Origin of the sequence: Solwaraspora sp. WMMD792 (assembly GCF_029626105.1) — a bacterium.
In the GTDB taxonomy this organism is placed as follows: Bacteria; Actinomycetota; Actinomycetes; order Mycobacteriales; family Micromonosporaceae; genus Micromonospora_E.
Genome location: NZ_JARUBH010000009.1, coordinates 6,188,646 through 6,211,901, shown reverse-complemented (window position 1 = coordinate 6,211,901; position 23,256 = coordinate 6,188,646). Strand labels below are relative to the sequence as shown.

General features: G+C 72.1%; 16 protein-coding genes and 3 pseudogenes. 9 read left to right on the top strand and 10 right to left on the bottom strand.

What is annotated here, in order from left to right; translation table 11 throughout:
* Positions 1–53: 53 nt before the first annotated feature.
* From O7629_RS28930 to O7629_RS28920, 3 genes are read left to right on the top strand one after another with little or no spacing between them, the layout of a single operon-like run.
* Positions 54–947 carry a DUF2993 domain-containing protein gene (locus tag O7629_RS28930; RefSeq protein WP_278173218.1) on the top strand — a complete coding sequence of 298 codons (894 nt, stop codon included), beginning with the start codon at positions 54–56 and terminating at the stop codon, positions 945–947.
* Positions 944–3,184, top strand: coding sequence for an MMPL family transporter (locus O7629_RS28925; protein ID WP_278173216.1), 2,241 nt, complete (start codon positions 944–946; stop codon positions 3,182–3,184). Before O7629_RS28930 ends, O7629_RS28925 begins: the two co-directional genes overlap by 4 nt.
* Before the next feature lie 8 nt (positions 3,185–3,192).
* Positions 3,193–5,262, top strand: a complete 2,070-nt coding sequence (locus tag O7629_RS28920; protein ID WP_278173215.1) for an AAA family ATPase — start codon at positions 3,193–3,195, stop codon at positions 5,260–5,262.
* Positions 5,263–5,310: 48 nt separating this feature from the next.
* Here O7629_RS28920 and O7629_RS28915 read toward each other — a convergent pair whose 3' ends face one another.
* Positions 5,311–7,344: an AAA family ATPase gene (locus tag O7629_RS28915; protein ID WP_278173214.1), complete on the bottom strand. Its 2,034-nt coding sequence runs from the start codon at positions 7,342–7,344 to the stop codon at positions 5,311–5,313.
* A 97-nt stretch (positions 7,345–7,441) separates the two neighbouring features.
* On the bottom strand, positions 7,442–8,020 hold the full coding sequence (locus O7629_RS28910; protein ID WP_278173212.1) for a hypothetical protein: 579 nt from the start codon (positions 8,018–8,020) through the stop codon (positions 7,442–7,444).
* 197 nt (positions 8,021–8,217) lie between these two features.
* Between O7629_RS28910 and O7629_RS28905 the strand changes: the two genes are divergently transcribed.
* Together O7629_RS28905 and O7629_RS28900 are read left to right on the top strand one after the other, a co-directional pair.
* On the top strand, positions 8,218–10,209 hold the full coding sequence (locus O7629_RS28905) for an ABC transporter ATP-binding protein (RefSeq protein WP_278173210.1): 1,992 nt from the start codon (positions 8,218–8,220) through the stop codon (positions 10,207–10,209).
* 70 nt (positions 10,210–10,279) lie between these two features.
* Positions 10,280–12,517, top strand: a complete 2,238-nt coding sequence (locus tag O7629_RS28900; RefSeq protein WP_278174714.1) for an ATP-dependent RecD-like DNA helicase — start codon at positions 10,280–10,282, stop codon at positions 12,515–12,517.
* A 53-nt stretch (positions 12,518–12,570) separates the two neighbouring features.
* Here the strand turns inward: O7629_RS28900 and O7629_RS28895 are convergent.
* Positions 12,571–12,753: pseudogene (locus O7629_RS28895) on the bottom strand (class A beta-lactamase); the annotation flags it as partial.
* Between O7629_RS28895 and O7629_RS28890 the strand changes: the two are divergent.
* Positions 12,704–13,480: pseudogene (locus O7629_RS28890) on the top strand (serine hydrolase); the annotation flags it as partial. The pseudogenes O7629_RS28895 and O7629_RS28890 overlap by 50 nt on opposite strands.
* 431 nt (positions 13,481–13,911) lie before the next feature.
* Here O7629_RS28890 and O7629_RS28885 read toward each other — a convergent pair.
* The 4 genes and pseudogenes from O7629_RS28885 to mscL all read right to left on the bottom strand — a co-directional run.
* Positions 13,912–14,490, bottom strand: a pseudogene (locus tag O7629_RS28885) (hypothetical protein); the annotation flags it as partial.
* A gap of 152 nt (positions 14,491–14,642) precedes the next feature.
* A complete protein-coding gene (locus O7629_RS28880) occupies positions 14,643–14,996 on the bottom strand; it encodes a hypothetical protein (RefSeq protein WP_278173206.1) in 354 nt (117 codons plus the stop codon).
* A 7-nt stretch (positions 14,997–15,003) separates the two neighbouring features.
* Positions 15,004–15,294 carry a hypothetical protein gene (locus tag O7629_RS28875; protein WP_278173204.1) on the bottom strand — a complete coding sequence of 97 codons (291 nt, stop codon included), beginning with the start codon at positions 15,292–15,294 and terminating at the stop codon, positions 15,004–15,006.
* Between the two features lie 329 nt (positions 15,295–15,623).
* On the bottom strand, positions 15,624–16,028 hold the full coding sequence (mscL, locus tag O7629_RS28870; RefSeq protein WP_278173202.1) for a large conductance mechanosensitive channel protein MscL: 405 nt from the start codon (positions 16,026–16,028) through the stop codon (positions 15,624–15,626).
* Between the two features lie 205 nt (positions 16,029–16,233).
* Between mscL and O7629_RS28865 the strand changes: the two genes are divergently transcribed.
* On the top strand, positions 16,234–16,887 hold the full coding sequence (locus O7629_RS28865) for a hypothetical protein (protein WP_278173200.1): 654 nt from the start codon (positions 16,234–16,236) through the stop codon (positions 16,885–16,887).
* Between the two features lie 156 nt (positions 16,888–17,043).
* On the opposite strand, the gene O7629_RS28860 is transcribed toward O7629_RS28865, so the two are convergent.
* The gene (locus O7629_RS28860; protein ID WP_278173199.1) at positions 17,044–17,745 is read right to left on the bottom strand and encodes a FadR/GntR family transcriptional regulator; all 702 of its coding nucleotides are present in this window, start codon (positions 17,743–17,745) and stop codon (positions 17,044–17,046) included.
* Positions 17,746–17,966: 221 nt separating this feature from the next.
* On the opposite strand from O7629_RS28860, the gene O7629_RS28855 reads away from it, so the two are divergent.
* Entirely contained in the window at positions 17,967–19,325 is a 1,359-nt protein-coding gene (locus tag O7629_RS28855) for an MFS transporter (protein WP_278173198.1), read from the top strand.
* Here O7629_RS28855 and O7629_RS28850 read toward each other — a convergent pair.
* Together O7629_RS28850 and O7629_RS28845 are read right to left on the bottom strand one after the other, a co-directional pair.
* Complete coding sequence (locus O7629_RS28850; RefSeq protein ID WP_123607037.1) at positions 19,243–19,599, bottom strand: STAS domain-containing protein; 357 nt, start codon at positions 19,597–19,599, stop codon at positions 19,243–19,245. The genes O7629_RS28855 and O7629_RS28850 overlap by 83 nt on opposite strands.
* A 157-nt stretch (positions 19,600–19,756) precedes the next feature.
* Positions 19,757–21,844, bottom strand: coding sequence for a S9 family peptidase (locus O7629_RS28845; protein WP_278173195.1), 2,088 nt, complete (start codon positions 21,842–21,844; stop codon positions 19,757–19,759).
* A 108-nt stretch (positions 21,845–21,952) separates the two neighbouring features.
* On the opposite strand from O7629_RS28845, the gene O7629_RS28840 reads away from it, so the two are divergent.
* Positions 21,953–23,218, top strand: a complete 1,266-nt coding sequence (locus O7629_RS28840) for an FAD-binding oxidoreductase (protein ID WP_278173194.1) — start codon at positions 21,953–21,955, stop codon at positions 23,216–23,218.
* Positions 23,219–23,256 lie beyond the last annotated feature (38 nt).

The following is a 23,256-nucleotide window of genomic DNA, read 5'->3' as shown; positions in this document are numbered from 1 at the left end:
GGTTCTCATCGAACTCACGTCCGGCTTGCACCGCAGCCGGGTGTGATCGGGGCATGCGCATCTGGAGACCTCGCAACCGGCGAGGATGGCTGCTGCTCACCGCGGCACTGCTGATCCCCGGGAGTCTCGTCGTCGCGGACCGGATCGCCGCCGGCGTGGTCGGCGCCCGGCTCGCCGACACCGCCGGCTGTGTCCTCGGGCTGGCCGAGCCGCCGCAGGTCGATGTACACGGCTTCCCCTTCGTGACGCAGGTGTTGGCCGGCCGGTTCGCCGGTCTCACCGTCACCGCCGACCGCTTCGGCGAAAGCGAACTGCCGATCGCCGGGATCACCGCCGAGGTTTCCGACGTCGAGTTCGACGGCGACCTGACGGCGGCCGGTGCCGGCGCCGCCGGGTCGGGCCACGTCGAGATCCGGATCGGCCGGCTGTACGCCGCGCTCACGGTCGACCTCGCGCGCCTCGACTCACTCGCCGACGACCGAGCCGACAACGGAGCCGCCGACCGGGCCGACGACGAGGCCGACGACCCCGTCGGCGGCCTGCTTTCCGGGGCCGACGTGCGGATTCGCGGCAGCGACAACGGTCAGCTGATCGTTGACGTGACAGCGACGATCTTCGGCCAGGCCGTGCCGGTGACCGTGTACGCCGTACCCGTGCTCGACGGCCGCATGTTGCGGATCGAGCCGGTGGAGGTCGAGGTGTTCGGGCTGCGCCGCTCCGCCGACCGGCTGCCCGGTGCCCTCAGCGCCGGTGCCCTCAGCGAGCGCCGGATCGAACGGGAGCTGCCCGAGCTGCCGGCCGGGCTGGCGTACCAGGGACTGACCGCGACCGCCGACGGGCTGCGTCTGGAGATCACCGGCGAGTCCGTCACCGTCGGCGGGGACGACCTACGGCCCGCCGGACGGGCGACGCCGTCAGAGAGCGACAAGTGCAGGGAGTCAGCGTGAACACGGTGGAGACCGGTGCCGTCCACCGGATGATGGGCGCGGTCGGCAGCGCGGTGGTACGGCGTCCGTGGTGGGTGATCAGCGCCTGGTTGCTGATGGCCGTCACGGTGGCCGCGTTGATCGCCGGCTTCGGCCGGCCGACCGAGGAGGACGTCTCGCTGCCCGGCAGCGACGGCCAGATCGGGCGGGACCTGCTCGACCAGCACTTCTCCGGCAGCGACGAGGCCAGCGGGCAGCTGATCTTCGAAGCGGGCGACGGGCGGTTGGACGACCCGGCGAACATCGCGGCGGTCACCGCCGCGCTCGACCGGGTCGAGCAGGCACCGCACGTGGTGTCGGTGACCCCGCCGGCCGCCGCAGCCGGCACGATCAGCGCCGACGGCACGATCGGCTACGCGACCGTACGGCTGGATGTCGGCCCGCGCTCGGTCACCCGGCAGATGTCCGACGACATCGTCGACGCCGCGGCCCCGGCCCGCGACGCCGGCATCGAGACCGTGCCCGGCGGCGCGCTGGCCCGCCACGACGCCGCGACCCACACCAGCGAACTGCTCGGTCTCGGAGTCGCGGTGATCGTGCTGGTGCTGGTCTTCGGTGGGCTGGTCGCCGCCGCGTTGCCACTGTTCACCGGGCTGTTCACGCTGCTGATCGGGGTCGGCACGGTCGGGCTGGCCGGGCACCTGACCGACATGCCGGGGGTGGCGAGCACCCTGGCCACGATGATCGGCCTCGGTGTCGGCATCGACTACGCGCTGTTCCTGGTCACCCGCTACCGGACGCTGCTCGACGACGGTACGGCGATCGGGCCGGCGATCGTCGCCACGGTCGCCTCGTCCGGCAGTGCGGTGCTGTTCGCCGGCGGTACGGTGATCGTCGCGCTCGGCGGGCTGGCCGTCGCCCAGGTGCCGATCCTCACCACGCTGGGCTGGACGGCCGGGCTGGTGGTGCTGGTCGCGGTGGCCGCCGCCACCACTCTGCTGCCGGCGCTGCTGGCTGTACTCGGCCCCCGGATCGGCGCGCTGCGCGTTCCCGGCCTGCGCCGACGCGGTGACAGCGGCGCCTTCTGGGGGCGGCTGGCCGACCGGGTCACCCGCCGCCCCGGCCGCTACGCCCTCGGCACCGCCGCCCTGCTGGCCCTGCTGGCGGCGCCGACGCTCGGGTTGCAGCTGGGGCAGACCGACCCCGGCGACGATCTGCCGGGTAGCCCCACCCGGCTCGGCTACGACCTGATGGCCGAAGGGTTCGGGCCGGGGGTCAACGGCATGCTCAGCGTGGTCGTCGAGTGGGACTCGCCGGCCACCGGGCCGGACGACCCGCGCGTGCTGGCGCTGCGTCAGGAGCTGTCCGCGACCGGTGGCGTCGCCGCCGTCGCGCCACCGGCCGTCTCCGACGACGGTCGGGTGAGCACGCTGCGGGTACAGCCGACCACCGCCCCCAGCGATCCGGCCACCGTGGACACCGTGGCGGCGCTGCGGGACGTCCAGCCGGACGGCGGGCAGCTGCACGTCACCGGCGCGGTGGCGATCAAGTCCGACCTCACCGAACGGGTCGCCGACCGGATGCCGTGGGTGATCGCCGTGGTGGTGGCGCTCTCCGCGTTGCTGCTGCTGTTCGCGTTCCGGGCGCCCGTGCTGGCGGTCAAGGCGGCGGTGATGAATCTGCTGTCGGTCGGTGCCGCGTACGGGGCGCTGGTCGCGGTGTTCGTCTGGGGGTGGGGGACCGCGGTGACCGGGCTGGACGGCCCGGTACCGGTCGAGTCGTACGTGCCGATGATGCTGTTCGCGCTGCTGTTCGGCCTGTCCATGGACTACGAGGTGTTCCTGCTGACGGCGGTCGGTGAGAGCTGGCAACGGACCGGTGACAACCTGCTGTCGGTACGGACCGGGCTGGCCGCCACCGGTCGGGTGATCACCTCGGCCGCGTTGATCATGGTCTGCGTCTTCGCCAGCTTCGTGCTCAACCCGAGCCCGGTGATCAAGATGTTCGGGCTGGGGATGGCGGTGGCGATCGCAGTGGACGCCACGATCATCCGTGGCCTGCTGGTACCGGCCACGATGGCGCTGCTCGGCCGGGCCAACTGGTGGCGACCCGGCGCGGGCGGGCCGGCCGTCGAGGACACCCAGACGGACACCCAGACGGACACCCAGCGCGACGGGCTGCTACCGGCCGGCGAAGCGAGTCGACCACTCGACGCAGCAGCCGGGCTGCCGTTCAGCACCGGCGGTAACCCACCGTAGTATGCCGGGTGGACCAGATCACGGGGGGTGCGGTGGCTGGGCGGCTGGCAAACCGACTGGGAACGGCCCGCGAGGAGGCGTTCGTCGGCCGTACCGCCGAACTGGACGCCTTCCGGGCCGCACTGGCCGGCACGCCAGACGGATGTCCGGTGTGGTTCGTGCACGGCCCCGGCGGCATCGGCAAGTCCATGTTGCTGCGTCGGTTCGCGGCCCTCGCCCGCGACGCCGGCCGGATCGTCGTTCAGGTCGACGGCGCCGGCATCGACCCGTCCCCGGCCGGATTCACCGCAGCCGCCTACGCCGCGCTCAGCGGCGCCCCGGCCGTCCTGCTCGTCGACACGTTCGAACGCTGCCAGGGCCTGGAAGGCTGGCTGCGGGACCGGTTCCTGCCGCGCATCCCGGACGGCGTCGTCGTGGTGGTCGCCGGCCGGCAGGCACCGGACTGCGAGTGGCAGGCCGACCTCGGCTGGTCCGGCGTCCTGCGAGTGGAGAGCCTCGGCGGTCTGCCGCCGGCCGCGGCCACCGAGCTGCTGGACCGACGCGGCGTACCGCGTGAGCTCTGGGACGCGGTGCTGCGCTTCGCCGGCGGCCATCCGCTCGCGCTCAACCTCTCCGCTGCGGTCGCGGTCGGCGACCGGCGGGCCGCCGCCACCTGGACACCGACCCCGGACGTCGTCGCGACGCTGCTGCACCACCTGGTCGGCGAGGTGCCGTCGGCGCAGCACCGGCTCGCGCTGGAGACCTGCTCACACGCGCTGACCACCACCGAGGACCTGCTGCGTTCGGTGGTCGGCGAGGCGGCGGCGGAGCTGTTCGCCTGGCTGCGCCGGCTACCATTCGTCCAAAGTGGCCGTGATGGGGTCGTCCCGCACGACGTGGTACGCAGTGTGCTGGACGCGGATCTGCGCTGGCGGGACCCGCACGGCTACCAGGTGATGCACACCCGGGTGGCGGCCCACCTGCTGCACCGGGCGCGGGCCGCCAGCGGCGAGGCCGTGCTGCCGGCGGTCCGCTCGCTGTACCACATCCTGCAGGACACCGCCGTGATGGCGCCGTTCGCGCTGCGCCACGGCGGCGGCGCGGTCTACCCGGACCGGGCGACGCCCGGCGACCACGCCACCCTGCGGCGGATCGTGCGGGAGTCCGGCGACGGCACCGACCAGCTGGTCGGCTTCTGGCTGGACCGCCAACCGGAGGCGTTCGACGTGTACCGGCGCTCGCTCGACGGAGCCGTCGCCGGGTTTCAGGTGACCCTGCGGCTGACCGGCCCGGACCCGGACGAGATCGCCGCCGACCCGGTGGTTGCGGCGGTCTGGCGGTACGCCGCCGCAGCGCCACCCCGGGCCGGCGAACACATCCTGCTCACCCGGTTCAGCTACCCGCTGGCGGCGCGGCGGCGCTCCGCGGTCCGGGATCTGATGCACGTCCGGACCCTGCAGTGGTGGATCCGGTCGCAGCGGCTCGCCTGGTCGTTCCTCACGCTGGCGGACGAGGCGGTCGGGGTGGCCGAGTTCATCGACCACCAGCCGGTCCGGCCCCGGCCGGTGGTGGACGGCCGGGCGTACGACCTGTACGCGCACGACTGGCGGGCGGTCCCGGTGGACGTGTGGGCGGCCCGGGTGACCGCGTGGCCGCTGACCGCCGCGCCGGCCCGGTCCTCGACCGGCGCGACCACCGCCGTCGCGACCCCGGTCCACACGGTGCTGTCCCGGCCCGACTTCGACGCGGCGGTCCGGTCGGCGCTGCGGCGGCTGCACGACGGGTCGGCGCTGCGGGCCAACCCGTTGACCCGCAGCCGGCTGGTGGTCGACCCCGGGGGTGGCTCCGCCGCCGATCAGTCGAGCGCCCGGGACCCGGTGGACACGCTGCGAACGCTGCTGACCGACGCGGCGGAGTCGCTGCGGCACGACCCCCGCGACGCCAAGCTGTACCGGGTGCTGTCCGCCACCTACCTCGCCGGGCCGACCACCCAGGAGGCGGCGGCGGACCGGCTCGGCCTGCCGGCCAGCACGTACAAGCGGCATCTGCGGGCCGCCATCGACCGGGTCTGTGAGCTGTTGTGGCGCCGGGAGTCGTGACCCGACCGTCGCTCAGCTACGGTCAGCCCGTGCAGTTCGCGGTGCAGGTCAGCCGTGCAGTTCGCGGTGCCACAGGGCGTCGCTGATCCGGTCCAACGCCCGGGTCAGATGCCGCCGGTAGGTGCTGAACGGCAGGCCGAGCCGGTCCGCCGCCGCCTCCTGCGTCGGGGTGCCGTGCACGAACGTGGTGACCAGCACCCGGTGTGACCGGGTGTCGTCGCGCAGGCCGTCGAGCGCGGCACCGAGTACGCCGCGCAGCGCGTCGACCGGGTCGCCGTCCGGGCGGTCGGCGACCAGCCGGGTACGGACCAGCGGGTTGGCGGCGAGCGCGTCGGGGCGGCGCCAGGCCCGCATCGCGGACCGGACCGCCGCGTCGAACTCGGGGCGGGACAGCACCAGCAGGTCGGCGCCGGGCCGGGCGGTACGCGGCTGCAGCCCGTACAACAGTTGTTGCTGGTTGTGGTCGAGCCAGTGCATCAGCGGCGTGACCCGCCAGTCGTGGAAGAACAGATGGTACGGGCGTCCGCCGACCTGCGGCACCGTCTCGACGGGATGTTCGTCGAAGTACGCCAGGTGCGGCCCCCAGAACTCGGCGTCGTGCAGCACCAGGTAGTGCAGGGCCAGACCCTTGTCATGCAGGTAGTGGGCCAGCATCCGCATCTGGATCATGTCGGTCACCGGCGACGGCCGCTGGCAGGACGGGGGATGCACCATGAACCGGGCCAGACCGATGTGTTCGCCGCCGCGCAGCGGGGCGCTGGCCCGGCAGTGCCGCCAGGCGGTGTCGACGACCGGATCGGCTTCCAGCTCGGCCGGCTGCGGGTCGTCCAGGTCCAGCCAGATCATGAAGCCCACCACCTCGTCGGTGGCGGAGCTGCGGTAGACGCGGCAGCCCTCCGGCTGGCGGTCCAGCCAGAAGCCGACCAGCGCGGCGGACTCCGGGCCTTCGGCCTCGCCGGCGAGGTCCAGCACCGTCGGCCGGTCCGCCGGCTGGTACGGATCCTCGTAGGCCTCGCCCTCGCCGGCGAAGGTGAAGTAGCGGCGGATCTCCTGCGCGTGCCGTTGCAGGTACATCATCGCGCCGACCGCCGGCAGCACCGCCGGCCCGGTGGCGGCCAACGCCTGCTCGAGCAGGTAGGCGTGCAACCGCCGGTGCATCGTCTCGTAGCCCTGCGGGTCACGCCAGCGCAGGTCGTCGTTGAGCGCGTCGCGGACCACGTCGTGCGGGCGCAGGCCGCGGGTGTCGGACTCGATGAACGGCAACTCACGCAGCCAGGCGAAGATCGGCCCGGGGTCGCGGTCCAGGGCCGCCCGCAGCAGACCTTCGGTGGTCGTCTGGGCGTGCGCGCAGATCTCCAGCGCCTGCCGGTGCAGCGGCGACGGCGTCTCCCCGATCAGCTGGGTGAGCAGGGTCTCCACCACGTTCAGGCTGGGCCGCCAGGCGGCGGTGGCGGCGGCGTCGTGGGTGACCGCAACCTCGGCTGCCAGCCGCAGCGCCAGCGGGTGGCCGCCGGCGAACGACAACACCGAGGGATGCAGATCCGGCGGTACGCCCCGGCGGTTGAGCAACGCGACGGCATGCTCCCGGGACAGGTTGCCCATCGGGATGACTTTCAGCAGGTCACGCCAGGCCGGATCGGCCCGCCACTGCGGCCCGGGACCGCCCCGGCCGGCCAACACCACCAGGACGGACTCCGGCAGTCGGGGCAGGAACCGGTCCCGCAGCCAGTCCTCCAGCCCCTGGCAGTGCTCGAAGGAGTCGACCAGCAGCACCGCCGTGTCGTCGGCCAGCGCGTCGCCGGCGGCGAGCTCGAACCGGGCCGGTGACGGACTGACCGCCCGGCCGTCCACATGCACCACCCGTCGCCCGGCGGCGGCCGCCTCGTCACCGAAGTACCGCAGCAGGGTGGACTTGCCGATGCCGCCCGGCCCGTGCAGGTAGAGCACTCCGAGCGGCTCGGGGGCGCGCTCCAACGCCTGCCGCAGCAGAGCGAGCTCGGCGGCCCGGCCGACGAAGTGGTGCTCCCGGGTCTGCCGCAGCCGTCGGTCCAGACTGGTGGTTGCTTCCCCACATCCGGCCATCACAAATCGATATCTTAGTGAAGCCGGTACGCCAGCGGCCGCCCCGGCCCGGCTGCCGGGATGGCATCACCGGCCGCCCCGGGGCGGGATCGGCAGGTCACCGCGACTGCAGGGCGTCCAGCGCGACGGCCATGGCAATCACCAGGCGGCGGTCCAGTTGCGGGTGGTGAATGTCGACCTGGTAGTTGTCCCGCAGGCCCCACTTGCGCACCACGGAGAAGGCCGGCTGGCCGTCGATGGTGAAGTCGAAGTGGTACGGCAGCCAGGAGAGCAGGTCACTGAACCGGCGGAGCAGGGCGACGACCATGTTGCGTTCCGCGCCGGTCGCCACGCCGAGGCCGGGCTGCTCCAGGTGCCAGGTGGAGCGCAGCAGCGACCGGGCGAAGTCCTTGCGGAACAGTCCGATCGGGTGGCCGGCGGCGTCCGTCACGTCGTAGGTCGCCCCGAGGTCGATCACCTGCCGGGCCTTGAACCCGAGTACGGGCTGCTGGCGCTGGTCGTCGGCGTAGAGGGTGACCTGTTCGCGGAAGGCCAGCCGCTTCTGCTGGGCGAAGGCGAGCAGTGGTCCGGGCGAGCCGTCCGGGCCGACGGCACGGACCTCGTACTGGTTGACCATCAACCGGATGCGCTGTCGCACGTACAGCTGTCGGAGCGTCTGTAGTTGCTGCTGGTCCATCGGTCGGTGGCCTTCTTCCGTCGGGTGGGCGGCGGTTCGCCGCCGGCGCGGTGGGCAGCCGTTCGCCACCGCATTGAAAGTTTGCCATGGATATCCGGTACGACACTCACCGGCATCACCGACCACATATCCTTCAGTAGCCTCCACGCTACGTTCCGTCCGCCCCTGCGGCAGGCCGACGACAAGGATTCGGACGTATGTGGCCTATTCGACAAAAGGCTTCCGCTGCCACGCGACCACCGACCGACTCACCCGACAGCGGCGAGGCGCTGCCCGAACTCGCCGACGCGGACTGGATGCACCACGCCCGCGCCTTCGCCGAGACCAGCTTCTGGACGGTCGCCCGCCGACTGCCCGGGATCCTCGCCGAGGCGGTCCGGCTGGCCTGGTCGGTGAGCCCACGCGACACGGTCGCCGCGATCGGGCTGAACATCGTGGCCGGCGTGATGACCACCTTCGGACTGCTGGCCACCAGCAGCGTACTGCGGGAACTGTTCGCCTCCGGGCCGACGCCGGACCGGATCCGCGCGGCCGCCCCGGCGCTCACCGTCGCCGCGCTCGCCGTGGTGGCCCGGGGCGGGCTGACCATCGCCGCCGGCTGGGCCCAGGCCCGGCTGGCCCCGCAGGTCACCTACCGGGCCGAGCTGCGGCTGTTCGAGGCCACGACGTCGGTGGAGCTGGCCGCGTTCGACGACGCCGGCTTCGCCGAGGAGATGGACCGGGCCCGCGACCGGGGCACCGTCGAAGCGGCGTCCATCGTCGACGACGCGGTGAACCTCACCACCGGAGTCGTCGGAGTGGCCGCCACCGCCGCCGCGGTCACCGTCATCGAACCGCTGCTGCTGCCGTGCCTGCTGCTGGCCGCCGTACCGGCCGCCGTCACCGCCATCCGGATCGCCCGCCGCGAATACCTCGCGCTGCTGGCCCGGATCACCCGCCGACGGCGGATGTGGATGCTGGCCCACCTGATGGCGAACCGGCACACCGCTGCGGAGATCCGCACCTACCAGATGCGGGACTTCCTGCTCGGCGAGTACCACCGCACGATGACCACCGAGACCCGGGCCCAGCTGCGACTGGTCCGGGCACAGACCGGCACCCGGGTCGTCGGCGGCGCGTTCAGCGGCACCGCCACCTTCGTCGTCTACGCCGTACTCGGCGGTCTGCTCCTGGTCGGCATGATCCCGCTGGCCGCCGCCGCCACCGCGATGATCGCGCTCCAGGCCGCCCGGGCCAACCTCAACACCGCCATCCACGCCACCAATTCGCTGTACGAGGACGCCCTGTACTACCGCGACTACCGCGAGTTCCTGGCCCGCGCCGACCGACAGGTGCCGCCGGCCGGCGGACGGCGGATCGGCGGGTACGACGAGATCGAGCTGGACGGCGTCAGCCTGAGCTACCCGGACACCGACCGGCCGGCGGTCGACGGGGTCAGCCTGACCCTGCGCCGGGGTGAGGTGATCGCGCTGGTCGGCGAGAACGGCTCTGGAAAGTCGACCCTGGCCAAACTGATCGCCGGGCTGTACCGGCCGAGCAGCGGCACCATCCGCTGGGACGGCGTCGACATCGACGAGATCGACCCGCAGCGGCTCGCCGGCCAGGTCGCGGTGGTGAGCCAGGACTGGTGGCGGTTCCCGTTCACCGCCGGGCAGAACATCACCATCGGCCGGCCGGGCCACGACCGGTCAGGGTCCGGTCAGCCGGACCTCGACCACGCGGTGGGTGACCGGGCGGTGAGCGACCGGTCGCGGCCGTCCATGGTGGATGCGGCGACCGCCGCCACCGCCCATGACATGATCGAAAGCCTGCCCCGCGGCTATCAGACGCTGCTCGACCGCAACTTCCGGGAGGGCCACGACCTGTCCGGTGGCCAGTGGCAGCGGCTGGTCGCCGCCCGTGGCATCTACCGCGACGCGCCGCTGCTGATCTGCGACGAACCGTCGGCGGCGCTGGACGCCCGCGCCGAACACGCCCTGTTCCAGCAGCTCAAACGCCGACCCGACCGGACTGTCGTGCTGATCACCCACCGGCTGGCGAACGTCCGCCAGGCCGACCGGATCTACGTGCTGCGGTCGGGTCGGCTGATCGAAGCCGGTACGCACGACGAGCTACTCGCCGCCGACGGGCTGTACCGGGAACTGTTCGAACTGCAGGCGAGCGGGTACGCCGACACGCCGGTCGGATAATCGACCGGTGACCGCCACCACCGGACCCACCGCCGCCCCGGCCACGCCCTCGGCCGCCGCGCCGCCAGCCATGCCCTCGGCCACGCGCTCCGCCGCGCCGCCGACCCGGCCTCCGGCAGCGGTACTGGAGGCGGTCCTGGAACGGATCACCTACGCCAACGAGGAGACCGGCTACACCATCGCCCGGGTCGCCACCGAGCGGTCCGGCACCGACCTGCTGACCGTGGTCGGCTCGCTGCTCGGCGTACAGCCCGGGGAGAGCATCCGGCTGGTCGGCCGGTGGGGGTCGCACCCGAAGTACGGCCGACAGTTCGAGGTCCACTCGTACACCACAGTGCTGCCGGCCACCGTGCAGGGCATCGAACGCTACCTCGGCTCCGGCCTGATCAAGGGGATCGGGCCGAAGATGGCCGGCCGGATCGTCGCCCACTTCGGCGCCGACACGCTACGGATCATCGAGGAAGAGCCAGGCCGGCTGGTTGAGGTTCCAGGGCTCGGGCCGAAACGGACCTCGCTGATCGCCAAGGCGTGGATCGAACAGCAGGCGATCAAAGAGGTGATGATCTTCCTGCAGGGCGTCGGGGTCACCACCTCACTCGCCGTACGGATCTACAAGAAGTACGGCGACGGGTCGATCTCGATCGTCCGCAACGAGCCGTACCGGCTGGCCGCCGACGTCTGGGGCATCGGGTTCAAGACCGCCGACACCATCGCCCAGGCGGTCGGCATCCCGCACGACAGCCCGGAACGGATCAAGGCCGGCATTCAGTACACCCTCTCCGAGGCCGCCGACAACGGCCACTGCTACCTGCCGGAGCCCAACCTGTGTACGGACGCCGCCGGCATCCTCGGCGTCGGCGTCGAACTGGTCCGCGACGCGCTCACCGCGCTGGTCGCCGAGGAAGGCGTGGTACGCGAGGCGGTGCCGAACCCGACCAGCGAGGGCGGCACCATCCCGGCGGTCTACCTGGTGCCGTTCCACCGCGCCGAATGCTCGCTGGCCGGCAGCCTGCTGCGGCTGCTGCACCACCGCGCCGACCGGTTGTCGGCGTTCGCCGACGTCGACTGGGGGCGGGCGTTGGCCTGGCTGCGCGCCGGCACCGGCGCCGACCTCGCCCCCGAGCAGGAGCAGGCGGTACGCCTGGCGCTGACCTCGAAGGTGGCGGTGCTCACCGGCGGGCCGGGCTGCGGCAAGTCGTTCACCGTCAAGTCGATCATCACGCTGGCCGCCGCCAAAGGTGCCAAGATCGTGCTGGCCGCGCCGACCGGCCGAGCCGCGAAGCGGATGACCGAGCTCACCGGCCACCCGGCCGCCACCGTGCACCGGCTGCTGCAGCTGCGGCCGGGCGGCGATCCGACGTACGACCGGGACAACCCGATCGACGCCGACCTGATCGTCGTCGACGAGGCCTCGATGCTCGACCTGATCCTGGCCAACAAGCTGGTCAAGGCGGTGGCACCCGGCGCCCACCTGCTGCTGGTCGGCGACGTCGACCAGTTGCCGTCGGTCGGTGCCGGCGAGGTGCTGCGCGACGTGCTCGCCGCCCCGGCCGTACCGCAGGTCCGGCTGACCCGGATCTTCCGGCAGGCCCAGGAGTCCGGGGTGGTGGTCAACGCGCACCGGATCAACGCCGGTGAGCAGCCACGCACCGACGGCATGGCCGACTTCTTCCTGTTCGCCGCCGACGAGCCGGAGGCGGTCGCCGGCCTGGTGGTGGACATCGTCGCCCGGCGGATCCCGCGCAAGTTCCGGGTGCCGGCCCGCGACATCCAGGTGCTCAGCCCGATGCACCGGGGCCCGGCCGGCGCCGGCAACCTCAACACCGCCCTGCAGGAGGCGCTCGCACCGCCGCGCGACGACCGACCCGAGCGGCGGCACGGCGCCCGGGTGTTCCGGATCAACGACAAGGTCATCCAGATCCGCAACAACTACGACAAGGGCACCGCCGGAGTCTTCAACGGCACCATCGGGGTGGTCACCGCAGTCAGCACCGAGGAGCGCAAACTCACCGTCCGCACCGACGAGGACGAGGACATCGAGTACGAGTTCGACGAGCTGGACGAGTTGCAGCACGCGTACGCGATCACCGTGCACCGCTCACAGGGCAGCGAGTACCCGGCGGTGGTCATCCCGGTGACGATGAGCTCGTACACGCTGCTGCAGCGCAACCTGCTCTACACGGCGGTGACCCGGGCGAAGAAACTCGTCGTGCTGGTCGGATCCCGCAAGGCGATCGCGATCGCGGTCCGGACCGCCGGGGCCGGTCGCCGGCACACCGCACTCACCCACCGCCTGGCCCCCGACTGACCCGCTTCGAACCTGGGATTTACGGCCGGACCGGTCTCACCGCCGGCCCGGTCTCACGGTCGCAGCGCGGCGACGACGACCTGCGCGGCCTGTGCGATCAGCGCGTTGTCGTACTCGGCGTCCGGGCTTTCCCGGTCGGAAAGCACCGCCAGCACGATCGGCTGACCGTCGGGCGGCCAGATCACGGCGATGTCGTTGCGCGTGCCGCTCGCGGTTGTCACGTTGGACCGGATCCACCGAGGGGAACTCGATCCGGCGGCGCCGATCCTGGTGCGCCCGAACCGGGTCGCCGTGCCCGGCCCGACCGGGTTGAGCAAGTTCCGCCACCCGGCCACGGTGGCCGTCGAGGACCTGCTCTATCTCAGTACGGCGATCAGCGACGGTGCCGCCGCCGACGCGTTGTTCAACCTCACACCGCCGGCGGAGGTCACCATCGGGCTGCGCCGGCTCGGATTGTCCGGGATCATCGTCCGGCACCCGATCAGTGACCTGACCGACACCCCTGCCGAACGGTTCGCCCCGCAGGAGAGTCACCTGGCGCAGTCGCTGGCCATCGGCGCGGCAACCCCCGGCCACGGCCACCCGGTCGCCCAACTCGACGTCAGCCGGGCCAGTACCGGATCGGCCCGCGCTTTCGTCGACCTCCTGCACGAGCTCTGGCTGCCGACCAGAATGAACCAACAGGTTGCCGGCCGGGTGCGCGAACTGATGGGTGACAACGTGCTGCGGCAGCGACTCGCCCCCGATTTCAGCTCCGATGCGGCCCGCTGGTCGTCAAAGACCGGCACTCTGCTCAACCTGCGGCACGAGATCGGCGTCGTGGAACACGCCAACGGCCAGATCTACGCGGTCGCCGCGCTGACCGAATCCCGGGTGCCGGCGATGGTGCAGCCGGAGGCCGAGGCCTCGATGGCGTACGTCGCCCGCAGTCTGCACGACGAGCTTCGGCTGGTCAGCAGCTGATCCCATCGGCGTGACGCACCGGTGTCGCAGACCATTGACCACCGAAGTCCCAAGATCATGTGAGCGCTGTGGACCTCTGAACAGCGGGGTGAGGTCCATAGTGCTCACATGATCTTGGCGCAGTGGTGCGGTCAGCTCTCGAAGCCGGCCACGGTAGCCACCCCGGCGGACACCAACTCCCACGCCCGCTCCACGTTGCGTGCGGTCGCAGTCCGGTGACAACCTCGGCAGGGAATCGCACTCGGCCGCGAACAGATTCGGCCAGGTGGACTTGCTAGCTATCGATCTTTCCGCGCGATGCCCGAAGGTTTGCTCCGCGCGCCGCTCCGGGCCCTGCCGCCCTGCGCCGGCACCTGCTGGGGGCCGGCTGTCGCCTGCTCGGGCCCTGCCGGTGCCGGCTGCCGGCCAGCCGACCCGCGTTGCCGACCCGCCGGGCGCCAGGTCCGGCCGTTGGCGTAGACGATCCGGAAGCCCAGGTACGCCGCCAGCGGCGCCCAGTGCGACGAGCCCATCCGCAGCTCAGCGGCGTTGTTGTAGACCCCGTTGGCGAGCACGTCGAGCAGCACCGTCTCGAACGCCGCCGACTCCACCCAGTCGACCTCCCGGGTGTAGCCGCAGATCAGCGAGGCCCCGGTGGTGGCGAGGAACTCGCGCATCCGGGCGTCGGAGGCGCGCAGCACCGAACAGCTGCCGAAGTACAGCCGCTTGCCGGCGCACCGGCCGGCCATCTGCTCGGCCACGTCGTCCAGGTCGACGTGGTGCCGTTCGGTCAGGCACAGTTTGGTCGGCTCGCCGTGCATCGCGAAGAAGCCGACCCGGTAGTCGGCGTACTGGCGCAGCAGCCAGCGGTCCAGGAAGTAGGCCAGCTCGTCGGGGGTGGCGGCGTCGCGGTGGATGAACCGGATCCGGCTGAGCCGTTCCAGCAGCTCCAGGGTTGGCAGCACCGAGCCGCGCTCGTTCAGGTCGCGATGCCACTGCCCCTCGATGCAGAAGACACCACCGCGCGCCACGTCGCCTCCCACCGTCGCGGACCACCCGCCGGACCGCCCAGGCCAGCAGCCGGCCCGGATCACCGAGGTCCGCTGCCGGCCCGGCCGCCCGATCGGCAGCCCGGCCGGGCCCGCCGCCCGCCTGCCGGTCCGGTCAGTGACCATACCGCCGGTCAGGCCGGCGGTGTCACCTCGGACCGGGGCACCGCGAGACGGACTACTCCGGCGTCGACCGCCGCCAGCTGTTCGACGCTGGCGTAGCCGACACCACCCGGCAACGCTGCCGGCTCCGTCGTGCTGATCTTGATGAAGCCGGTACGCAGCAGCCGGGCCGCCACGTCGGGCGCGGTGGCCGGCTCGTCGCCCACCTGCGGGTGGGGCACCTCGTCACCGATCGCGTCCTGCGGGTCGACCGCGCCTTCCACCGTCACCGCGTTCGGATCCGCCGGACGGACCAGGGCGACGGTGCCGATCTCCTCGCCCCGTACGTCGATCACCGGCATGCCGGTGGTGATCCGGTCTGTCACAGATGCGTCAGCCGCGTTCATGGACGTCCGGTTCCCCGTGTCGGCGTGCGACAAACCGTCCGTCGGAGACCTCGCGCCAGGCGCCGGGGCCGTCGATCAGGCGACGGACCGCGTCGTACGCGGACTCCTCGGTGTCGTACTCGGTGAACCGGGACCTGCCCTCGGCGCCGCCGACCCGGGCCTCGACGAACCACCGGTCGGCGTCGGCGCGGAGGAACACGTCCCGCCGGGCCAGCCGCCCCCAACTGCCGTTCCACCAGTGTTTACGCTGCTCCACCCGACGGACCCTATCGAACATCTGTTCGAATGGGTACGGCGGTGGTGGATGGCCACCGGATCGGGCGACCGACCCGGGTACGGCGGTCAGTCCGTCTCCGGCCGCTGGTAGCAGGTGCCGCAGGTGGGGTCGTCACAGCGGGGCCGGACAAGGGTCGCTACCGCCCGCCCACCAGCGGGTTGGGCGGTCGGTCGACCAAGGTCGGCGACGGGTCGGGTAGGGGTTGCGCAGTCCTGGGACGTGATCCCGGCTAGCTGCTCCATGTGTCAAGTGTCACGCAGATCACGTCCCGCCGCCGTCATTTTTCAACTGCTGGGAGTGATAGGGCAACTACGGAGAGTTTTTCGAGGTCACCGGTCGGTGCGGCGGGTCACCAGAGCGTCCCGGATCTCGGTCAGCAACTTGATCTCCTCGCTCGGCGCGGCCGGCGGCGGCTCCTCGCCCCGACGCCGACGCTCCGCGAGCCGGTTCATCGGCATGACCACCAGGAAGTACAGCGCGGCGGCGGTGAGCACAAAAGTGATCACCGCGTTGACGAAGGCCGGCCAGTCGAAGACCACGCCACGGTACTCAAACCCGACACCGCCGATGCCCTCCTCGCCGGTCAGCAGGACGGCCAGCAGCCTGATGAACGGCTCGAGGAACGACTTGGTCAACTGGGTCACCACGGCGGTGAACGCCGCACCGATGACGATGCCGACCGCCAGGTCGACAACGTTCCCGCGCAGGATGAAATTCTTGAAGCCGTTGATCATGAGGGGCACTCCCGGCAGCTGAGCGGAATATCGGTCGACAACCTACCGCGACGAGCTGCCCGCCCCGCTGGCGCACGCCCCGTCGCCCGGCCCCCGGCAGCGCGGTGGAATGCCTGGTGACCGGCGGTCGTTGTGCATGGTCCGCCCCCGCACCGCACGACCACCTGGAACGGCGATCCCCCCGGCACGGAGAGGTGGACCCCCCATGAACACGATCATCACCGGTACCCTCCGCGACAAGCTGCGTAACACCGCCCTCGGCATCGCCGGGCTGGCCCTGGCCGGCGGCGCGATCGCCGCGCCCGCCCTGGCCGCCCAGCACACCCCCGGCGTCCAGGCCGCCACCACGGACACCGTCGTCACCACCAGTGACACCGGCGCCACCAGCGACAGCGTCGACACCAGCGACAGCGTCGACACCGGCAAGCTGACCCCGCACGGTGTGCAGGGCGAGCAGTCCCGGATCGACCTGTCCGGCGAGCAGACCGACAACGTCAAGGGCATCATCGCCGCCACCAGGAAGGCCGGCATGGACGAGCGGGCCGCCGTGGTCGCGATCGCCACCGCCCTGCAGGAGTCGAAGCTGGAGAACCTGGGCCACCTGGGTGACCGCAACGACCACGACTCGCAGGGCCTGTTCCAGCAGCGTCCGTCGTCGGGCTGGGGCACGGTGGAGCAGATCACCGACGTCGAGTACTCCACCACCGCGTTCCTGAACGGGCTCAAGGCCGTCGACGGCTGGCAGGACATGCCGCTGACCGACGCCGCCCAGACCGTCCAGGTATCGGCGTATCCGTTCCACTATGCGCAGTGGGAGACCCAGGCCGCCGAGCTGGTCGCCCAGCACTGGAACAGCTGACCCACCGCACCATCCGCAGCAGCACCGGAGCAGCGCGCCGCAGCGCGGCACCACCGCGCAGCGCCGCTGGTCAGCGCGAGGGCCGGACCCCGCCCCCCGGGGTCCGGCCCTCGTCGCGTGAGCGTCACGGGCCGGTCTTGCGTAAGCGGTCGCGGGTCAGTCGGTGCCGAGGTAGGCGGCCGCCTCTCGGGCCGCCCGCTCCGGGTCACCGTCGCGGATCGCCGCGACCAGCCGGGCGTGGTCGACGTGCCGGTCCGGGTGCAGGTCCGGGCCGACCGCCTCGGCGACGGTTGCCCGCATCGCGGCACCGATCGAGTCGTACAACTCGGACAGCATCACATTGTGCGCGGCGGCCATGATCGCCCGGTGCAGCGTCAGGTCCGCGTCGACGAACCGGGCCAGATCGCCCCCGCGCCAGGCCGCCTCGCGATCGGCCAGCGCCGCGTCCAGCGACGCCACGTCAGCCGGGGTACGCCGCTGCGCCGCCAGCCGGGCCGCCTCGACCTCGAACGCCCGGCGGACCTCCACGGTCTCCCGCCAATCGGCGGCGGCGCAGCGGCGGGCCACCGCGCCGGCCAACTCGTCGGTGGAGATCACGTAGGTGCCGGAGCCCTGCCGACACTCCAGCACACCGGCGTGCACCAACGCGCGTACCGCCTCCCGGACCGTGTTGCGCCCGACGCCGAGCGCTTCGGCCAGCCGTGGTTCGGTCGGGATCCGGGTGCCGAGCGGCCAGTCGCCGGCGGCGATCTGCTCGCGCAGCGAATCGATCGCCTGCCGGACCAGAGTCTGCCGGGACCTGCGGGAAGTGCCGGGCTGGCCGGCTGATGCCGGCGGGGAAGCTGCCGAGGGTGTCATCGGTTACATCACCCGACCATAAATCATCCCATGATTTTAGGATGGTCGACATGACTCCGCCAACCGCCCTCACCGGCCGCCCGGCTACCCGGACCGCACCGGGGTCGACCGTGCCGAGGCAGACCTCATCGGGGCGGGCCGTGCCGGGGCCAACCACGACTGGGCCAACCACGACTGGGCCAAGCACGACTGGGCCAACCACGACTGGGCGGACCCGGCCGGTGCCGGCCACCTCGCCGGCCGGGACGGCGACCACCGGGGCCGGCCGGCGCGGCACGGTCGTGGTGCTGATCGCGATGATCCTCGTCGCGCTCAACCTGCGGCTCGCGATCACCAGCCTCGGCCCGCTGCTGGACGAGGTCCGTACCGGCCTGGCACTGTCCGGCCTGCTGGCCGGCGTGGTGACCATGCTGCCGGCGTTGGCCTTCGCCTCGGTCGGCGCGTTCACCCCCTGGCTGGTCCGCCGATTCTCGCCCCCACGGCTGCTGGTGGCCTCGATGGCGGCGCTCGCCACCGGTCAACTGCTCCGGGTCACCACCAGCTCCGCCTGGTTGTTCGTGGCGACCAGCGCCCTGGCCCTGGCCGGGATCGCGGTGGCGAACGTGCTGCTGCCGATGCTGGTCCGGCAGTACTTCCCGCACCGGGCCGGACTGGTCACCGGCGCGTACATGATGTCGTTGACGATCGGTGCGTCGGTGTCGGCCGGCACCGCGGTCCCGATCGCCCACGCGGCCGGCAGTTGGCGGGCCGGGCTCGGCTTCTGGGCGCTGATCGCCGTCGCCGCCGCTGCGTTCTGGGTGCCGGTCGCCTGGCGGGACCGGCGACGCCCGGCGGCCACGGTCGTCGGTGCGACAAAGCAGGGCACCGGTCTGCGGCCGCTGGCGGGGCCGGGCGCGACGGCAGTGATCCGGCCGGGTCGGACCCGGCTCGGTTGGCTGATGGCGGGCTTCTTCGGCGCGCAGTCGTTCGGCGCGTACGCCCAGATGGGTTGGCTGGCGCAGGTGTTCCGCGACGCCGGTTTCCGGCCGGAGACCGCCGGGCTGCTGCTGGCCGGGGTCACTGCGGTCGCTGTCCCGATCGCGCTGCTGATGCCGACGCTGGCCACCCGGATGTCGAGTCTGCGGCCGCTGGTGCTCGGTACCGCCGTGGCGTCCGCGCTCAGCTACGCGGGGCTGCTCTGGCTGCCGTACGAGGGTGCCCTGGTGTGGATGGTGCTGCTCGCGCTCGGCCAGGGCACCTTCCCGCTGGCGCTGGCGATGATCGGGCTCCGGGCGCGGACCGGGGCCGGCGTGGTGTCGTTGTCGGCGTTCACCCAGAGCACCGGTTACCTGATCGCCGCGCTCGGCCCGCTCTCGGTCGGTCTGCTGTACGAGCAGACCGGCGGCTGGTTGGTGCCGATCGGTCTGCTCGGTGTGGCGCTACTGGTGCAGACCGGCACGGGCTGGGCGATCGCCCGGCCCCGCTGGATCGAGGACGAGGCGGGCACCGCCGCGTCAGTCAGTCGGCCGGAGCCGGCTGGGGAGCCGAGACCGCTTCGTCGACGGTCGGGAAGGTCTGTAGGACCTCGACCAGGCCGCTGACCTCCAGGATGCGCAGCACCCCGCGCTGCGGTGCGGCGAGCCGGACGACGCCGCCGGCCTCGTCGCACCCGTTCTTCGCCCGGACGAAGACCGACAGACCGGTGGAGTCGCAGAACGACACGTCGGCCAGATCGAAGACCAGCCGACTGCGACCTTTGTCCAGTAGATCCGTTATCTGGTCCTGGAGTTGGGGTGCGGTGGCCATGTCCAACTCACCACCGACCGACACGACGACGACGTCGCCACGCTGCTCCGTCTGCACCGTCAGGGACATTCGAGACCTCCAGCCATTCCGCTCGAACGGTACTCCACTTGCTGTCGTCCGCGCAGGACCGGGAGTTCGTTGCTCAGCCACCATAATCCCAAGGCCGTCGGGAACCCGCCGCAGCCGGCGTCATCGCGGCGACGGCGGGTCCCGTCCGCCGGCCGGGTCAGCCGGCCAGCCCCACCCGGTCCAGGATCCAGGCCGTGACGAAGGCCTCCTCGTGCCAGGCGTCGTAGCGCCCGCTCGGGCCGCCGTGACCGGCACCCATCTCCGTCTTCAGCAGGTACGACCCACCGGGGGCGACCGCGCGCAGTTTCGCCACCCACTTCGCCGGCTCGTGGTAGAAGACCCGGGTGTCGTTGAGGCTGGTCACGGCCAGGATCGGCGGGTAGTCGACGGCGGCGACGTTCTCGTACGGGGTGTACGAGCGCATGTACGCGTACACGTCGGGGTCCTCCAGGGGGTTGCCCCATTCCTCCCATTCGGTGACCGTCAACGGCAGCGTCGGGTCGAGGATCGTGTTCAGCGCGTCCACGAACGGCACCTGCGCCACGATCCCGCCGAACGCGTCCGGGGCGAGGTTGACCACCGCGCCCATCAGCAGCCCACCGGCCGAGCCGCCCCGGGCGATCAGCCGGTCCGAGGTGGTCCAGCCGGCCTTCACCAGGTGTCGGGCGCAGGCCACGAAGTCGGTGAACGAGTTCTTCTTGGCCATCATCTTGCCGTCGTCGTACCAACGCCGGCCCAGCTCACCGCCGCCCCGCACGTGCGCGACGGCGAACACCACGCCACGGTCCAGCAACGACAGCCGGGGCACCGAGAACCACGGGTCCATGCTGATCTCGTACGACCCGTACCCGTAGATCACGCACGGCGCGGAACCGTCCCGGGGGGTCCCGGCGCGGCACACCACCGAGATCGGCACCCGGGTGCCGTCGTCGGCGACCGCCCATTCCCGGTGCTGCTCGTAGCCGGCCGGGTCGTAGCCGCCGAGCACCGGCTTGCGCTTGCGCAGCGCCAGGTCACGGGTGACCAGGTCGTAGTCGTAGATGGAGTCGGGGGTGATCAGCGAGGTGTACCGGATCCGCAGGCTGGTGGTGGTGTACTCGGGGTTGGCGTCCAGCCCGACGCTGTAGATCGGTTCGGGGAACTCGATGTCGAAGGTGTCGGTGCTGCCGACCGGGAGCACCCGCAGCCCGGTCAGTCCGTCAGTACGCAGCGACACCACCAGGTGGTTGGCGAACGCGTCCACCGATTCGAGCCGGGTGCCGGGGGTGTGCCCGATCAGCGGCACCCAGTCGCCGGGGGCGTCCACAGAGGTGTACGCGAGGGCGAAGTCCTCGGCGCCGTCGTTGTGCAGGATCAGGAAGCGGTGCCCGTGGTGCTCGACCGAGTAGTCCACCCCCTGCCGACGCGGGGCGATGACCACCGGCTCGGCGGTCGGGTCGGTGGCCGGCAGTGCCCGTACCTCACTGGTGGTCTTGCTGTGCGCGTCGATCAGGATGAACCGCTCGGAGCGGGTCAGCTCGACGCCGACCCAGAACCGCTCGTCGTCCTCCTGGTGGACGACGACGTCGCGGTCCGCACCGGTGCCGATCTGGTGGCGCCAGACCCGGTACGGGCGCCACGCGTCGTCCACGGTCAGGTAGAACAGCGCGCTGCCGTCAGCCGCCCAGGCGGTGCCGTAGAAGGTCGACGGCACCTCGTCGGGCAGCACCTCGCCGGTGGACAGGTCCTTGATCCGCAGGGTGAAGCGCTCGTCGCCGGAGAAGTCGGTGGAGTACGCCAGCCAGCGGCCGTCCGGGCTGACGTCGAAGGTGCCCAGCGCGAAGAAGTCGTGCCCCTCGGCGAGGGCGTTGCCGTCGAGCAGGATCTCCTCGCCGTCGATCGACACGCCGTCGACAGTGGCCGGCGGGGCCGACTCGCCGGGCCGGACCGCGAGCCGGCAGTGGATGCCGTACTGCTGGCCTTCGACGGTGCGGGTGTAGTACCAGTGGTCGCCCTTGCGGGTCGGCACCGACAGGTCGGTCTCCTGGGTGCGCCGCTTCGTCTCGCCGAACAGTGTTTCGCGCAGCGCGGCGAGGTGCGCCGTGGCACCCTCGGTGTAGGCGTTCTCCGCCTGCAGGTAGGCGATCGTGTCCGGGTCGTCCTTGGCGGCGAGCCATGCGTAGTCGTCGACGACCGTGTCGCCGTGGTGGACGCGCTCGGTCGGGACACGCTTGGCGGTCGGCGGAACCGGTGTCTGGGTCGTCACCCGGCCACGGTACCGCCCGGAGCGGGCCGCCCGGTCGCGGCGGCACGCCGCACGGCCAACCGGATCGATTAGAACACGTGTACGATCAGCGCGGGGGGTGACTCGACGGTGATTCAGGACGTGGCCGCTCGACTGGCTGAGATCTGTGGTGCCGCGCACGTGCGCGAGGCTGGCCCCGACGATGAGGTGGCGGCCGCCGCTCCGCGTTGGGTAGCGGCACCGGGCACGGCCTCGGCGACCGCCGAGGTGCTGCGGCTGTGCGCCGATCGGGATCTGACCCTGATCCCCCGCGGCTCCGGCAGCAAATTGGACTGGTGGACTCCTCCGTCCCAGGTGGACATCGTGCTGGACACCTCCCGGCTGGTCGGCGTCTGGCACCGCCCGCCAGGATCACGCACCGTCCGGGTCGGCGCGGGCACCCCGCTGCACACCGCCCAGCAGGCCGTCGGCCGGGCCGGCTGGCGGATGCCGCTGGACCCGCCCTCCGCGTCGGCGACGGTCGGCGGGATCGTCGCCACCGACGAGACCGGACCGTTGAGCCATCGGCACGGTCCGCCGTGCCGGCACGTGACCGGGGTCGACTACGTCGACGCCGCCGGGCGGCTGGTCCGGGCGGCGTCGGAGACTGACGCCGATGACGAACTGCCCCACCTGCTCTGCGGTTCGCAGGGGGCCCTGGCGGTGCTGGTCGCCGCGACGGTCCGGCTGCAGCCGGTGCCGGCCGACCGACGCTGGGTGCGACGCACCGTGCACACCCCGCTGGAGGTACGCGACCTGGTCGGCGAGCTGACCGTCGACGGGCTGCACCCGGTGGCGGTCGAGCTGGATCTGCCGGCACACCCCGCGCGTACCGTCCGGCCGTCCCAGGTGCCGCCCGGCGGGCAGCTCGCGGTGCTGTTCGAGGGCGAGCCGGGTCTGAACCGGCAACGCGCCGGCCGGGCGGCGGCACTGCTCGGCGGGGACGCCGTCGACACCGCCCGACCGCCGGTCTGGTGGCGGCGTTACCCGTTCACCGCCACCGATATCGCTCTGCGGCTCGACGTACCGGCCGCGCACCTGCACGCCGCGATCTACGCGGTGCGCGACGCGGTCGGCGCGCCCATCGGTGTTCGCGGCTCGGTCGGCACCGGCCTGGTGCACGCCGTACTTCCCGGGTCGACGCCGCCGGAGCGGGTCGCCGAGACCCTGGCGACGGTTCGGGCGGTGCTGCTGGCGCGCAGCGGCAGCTGCGTGGTGCTGACCGCGCCCGCCGAGGTCCGACAGGCCGTCGACATCTGGGGCCACCGGCCGGGCCTGCCCCGGCTACTTGAGCTCAAGCAACGGTTCGACCCGCAGCACCGGCTGGCGCCCGGCCGGTTCACCGGCGGGTCGTGACCGGGTCACCCGGTCAGTGGGTCACGCGCTGGTCTGGG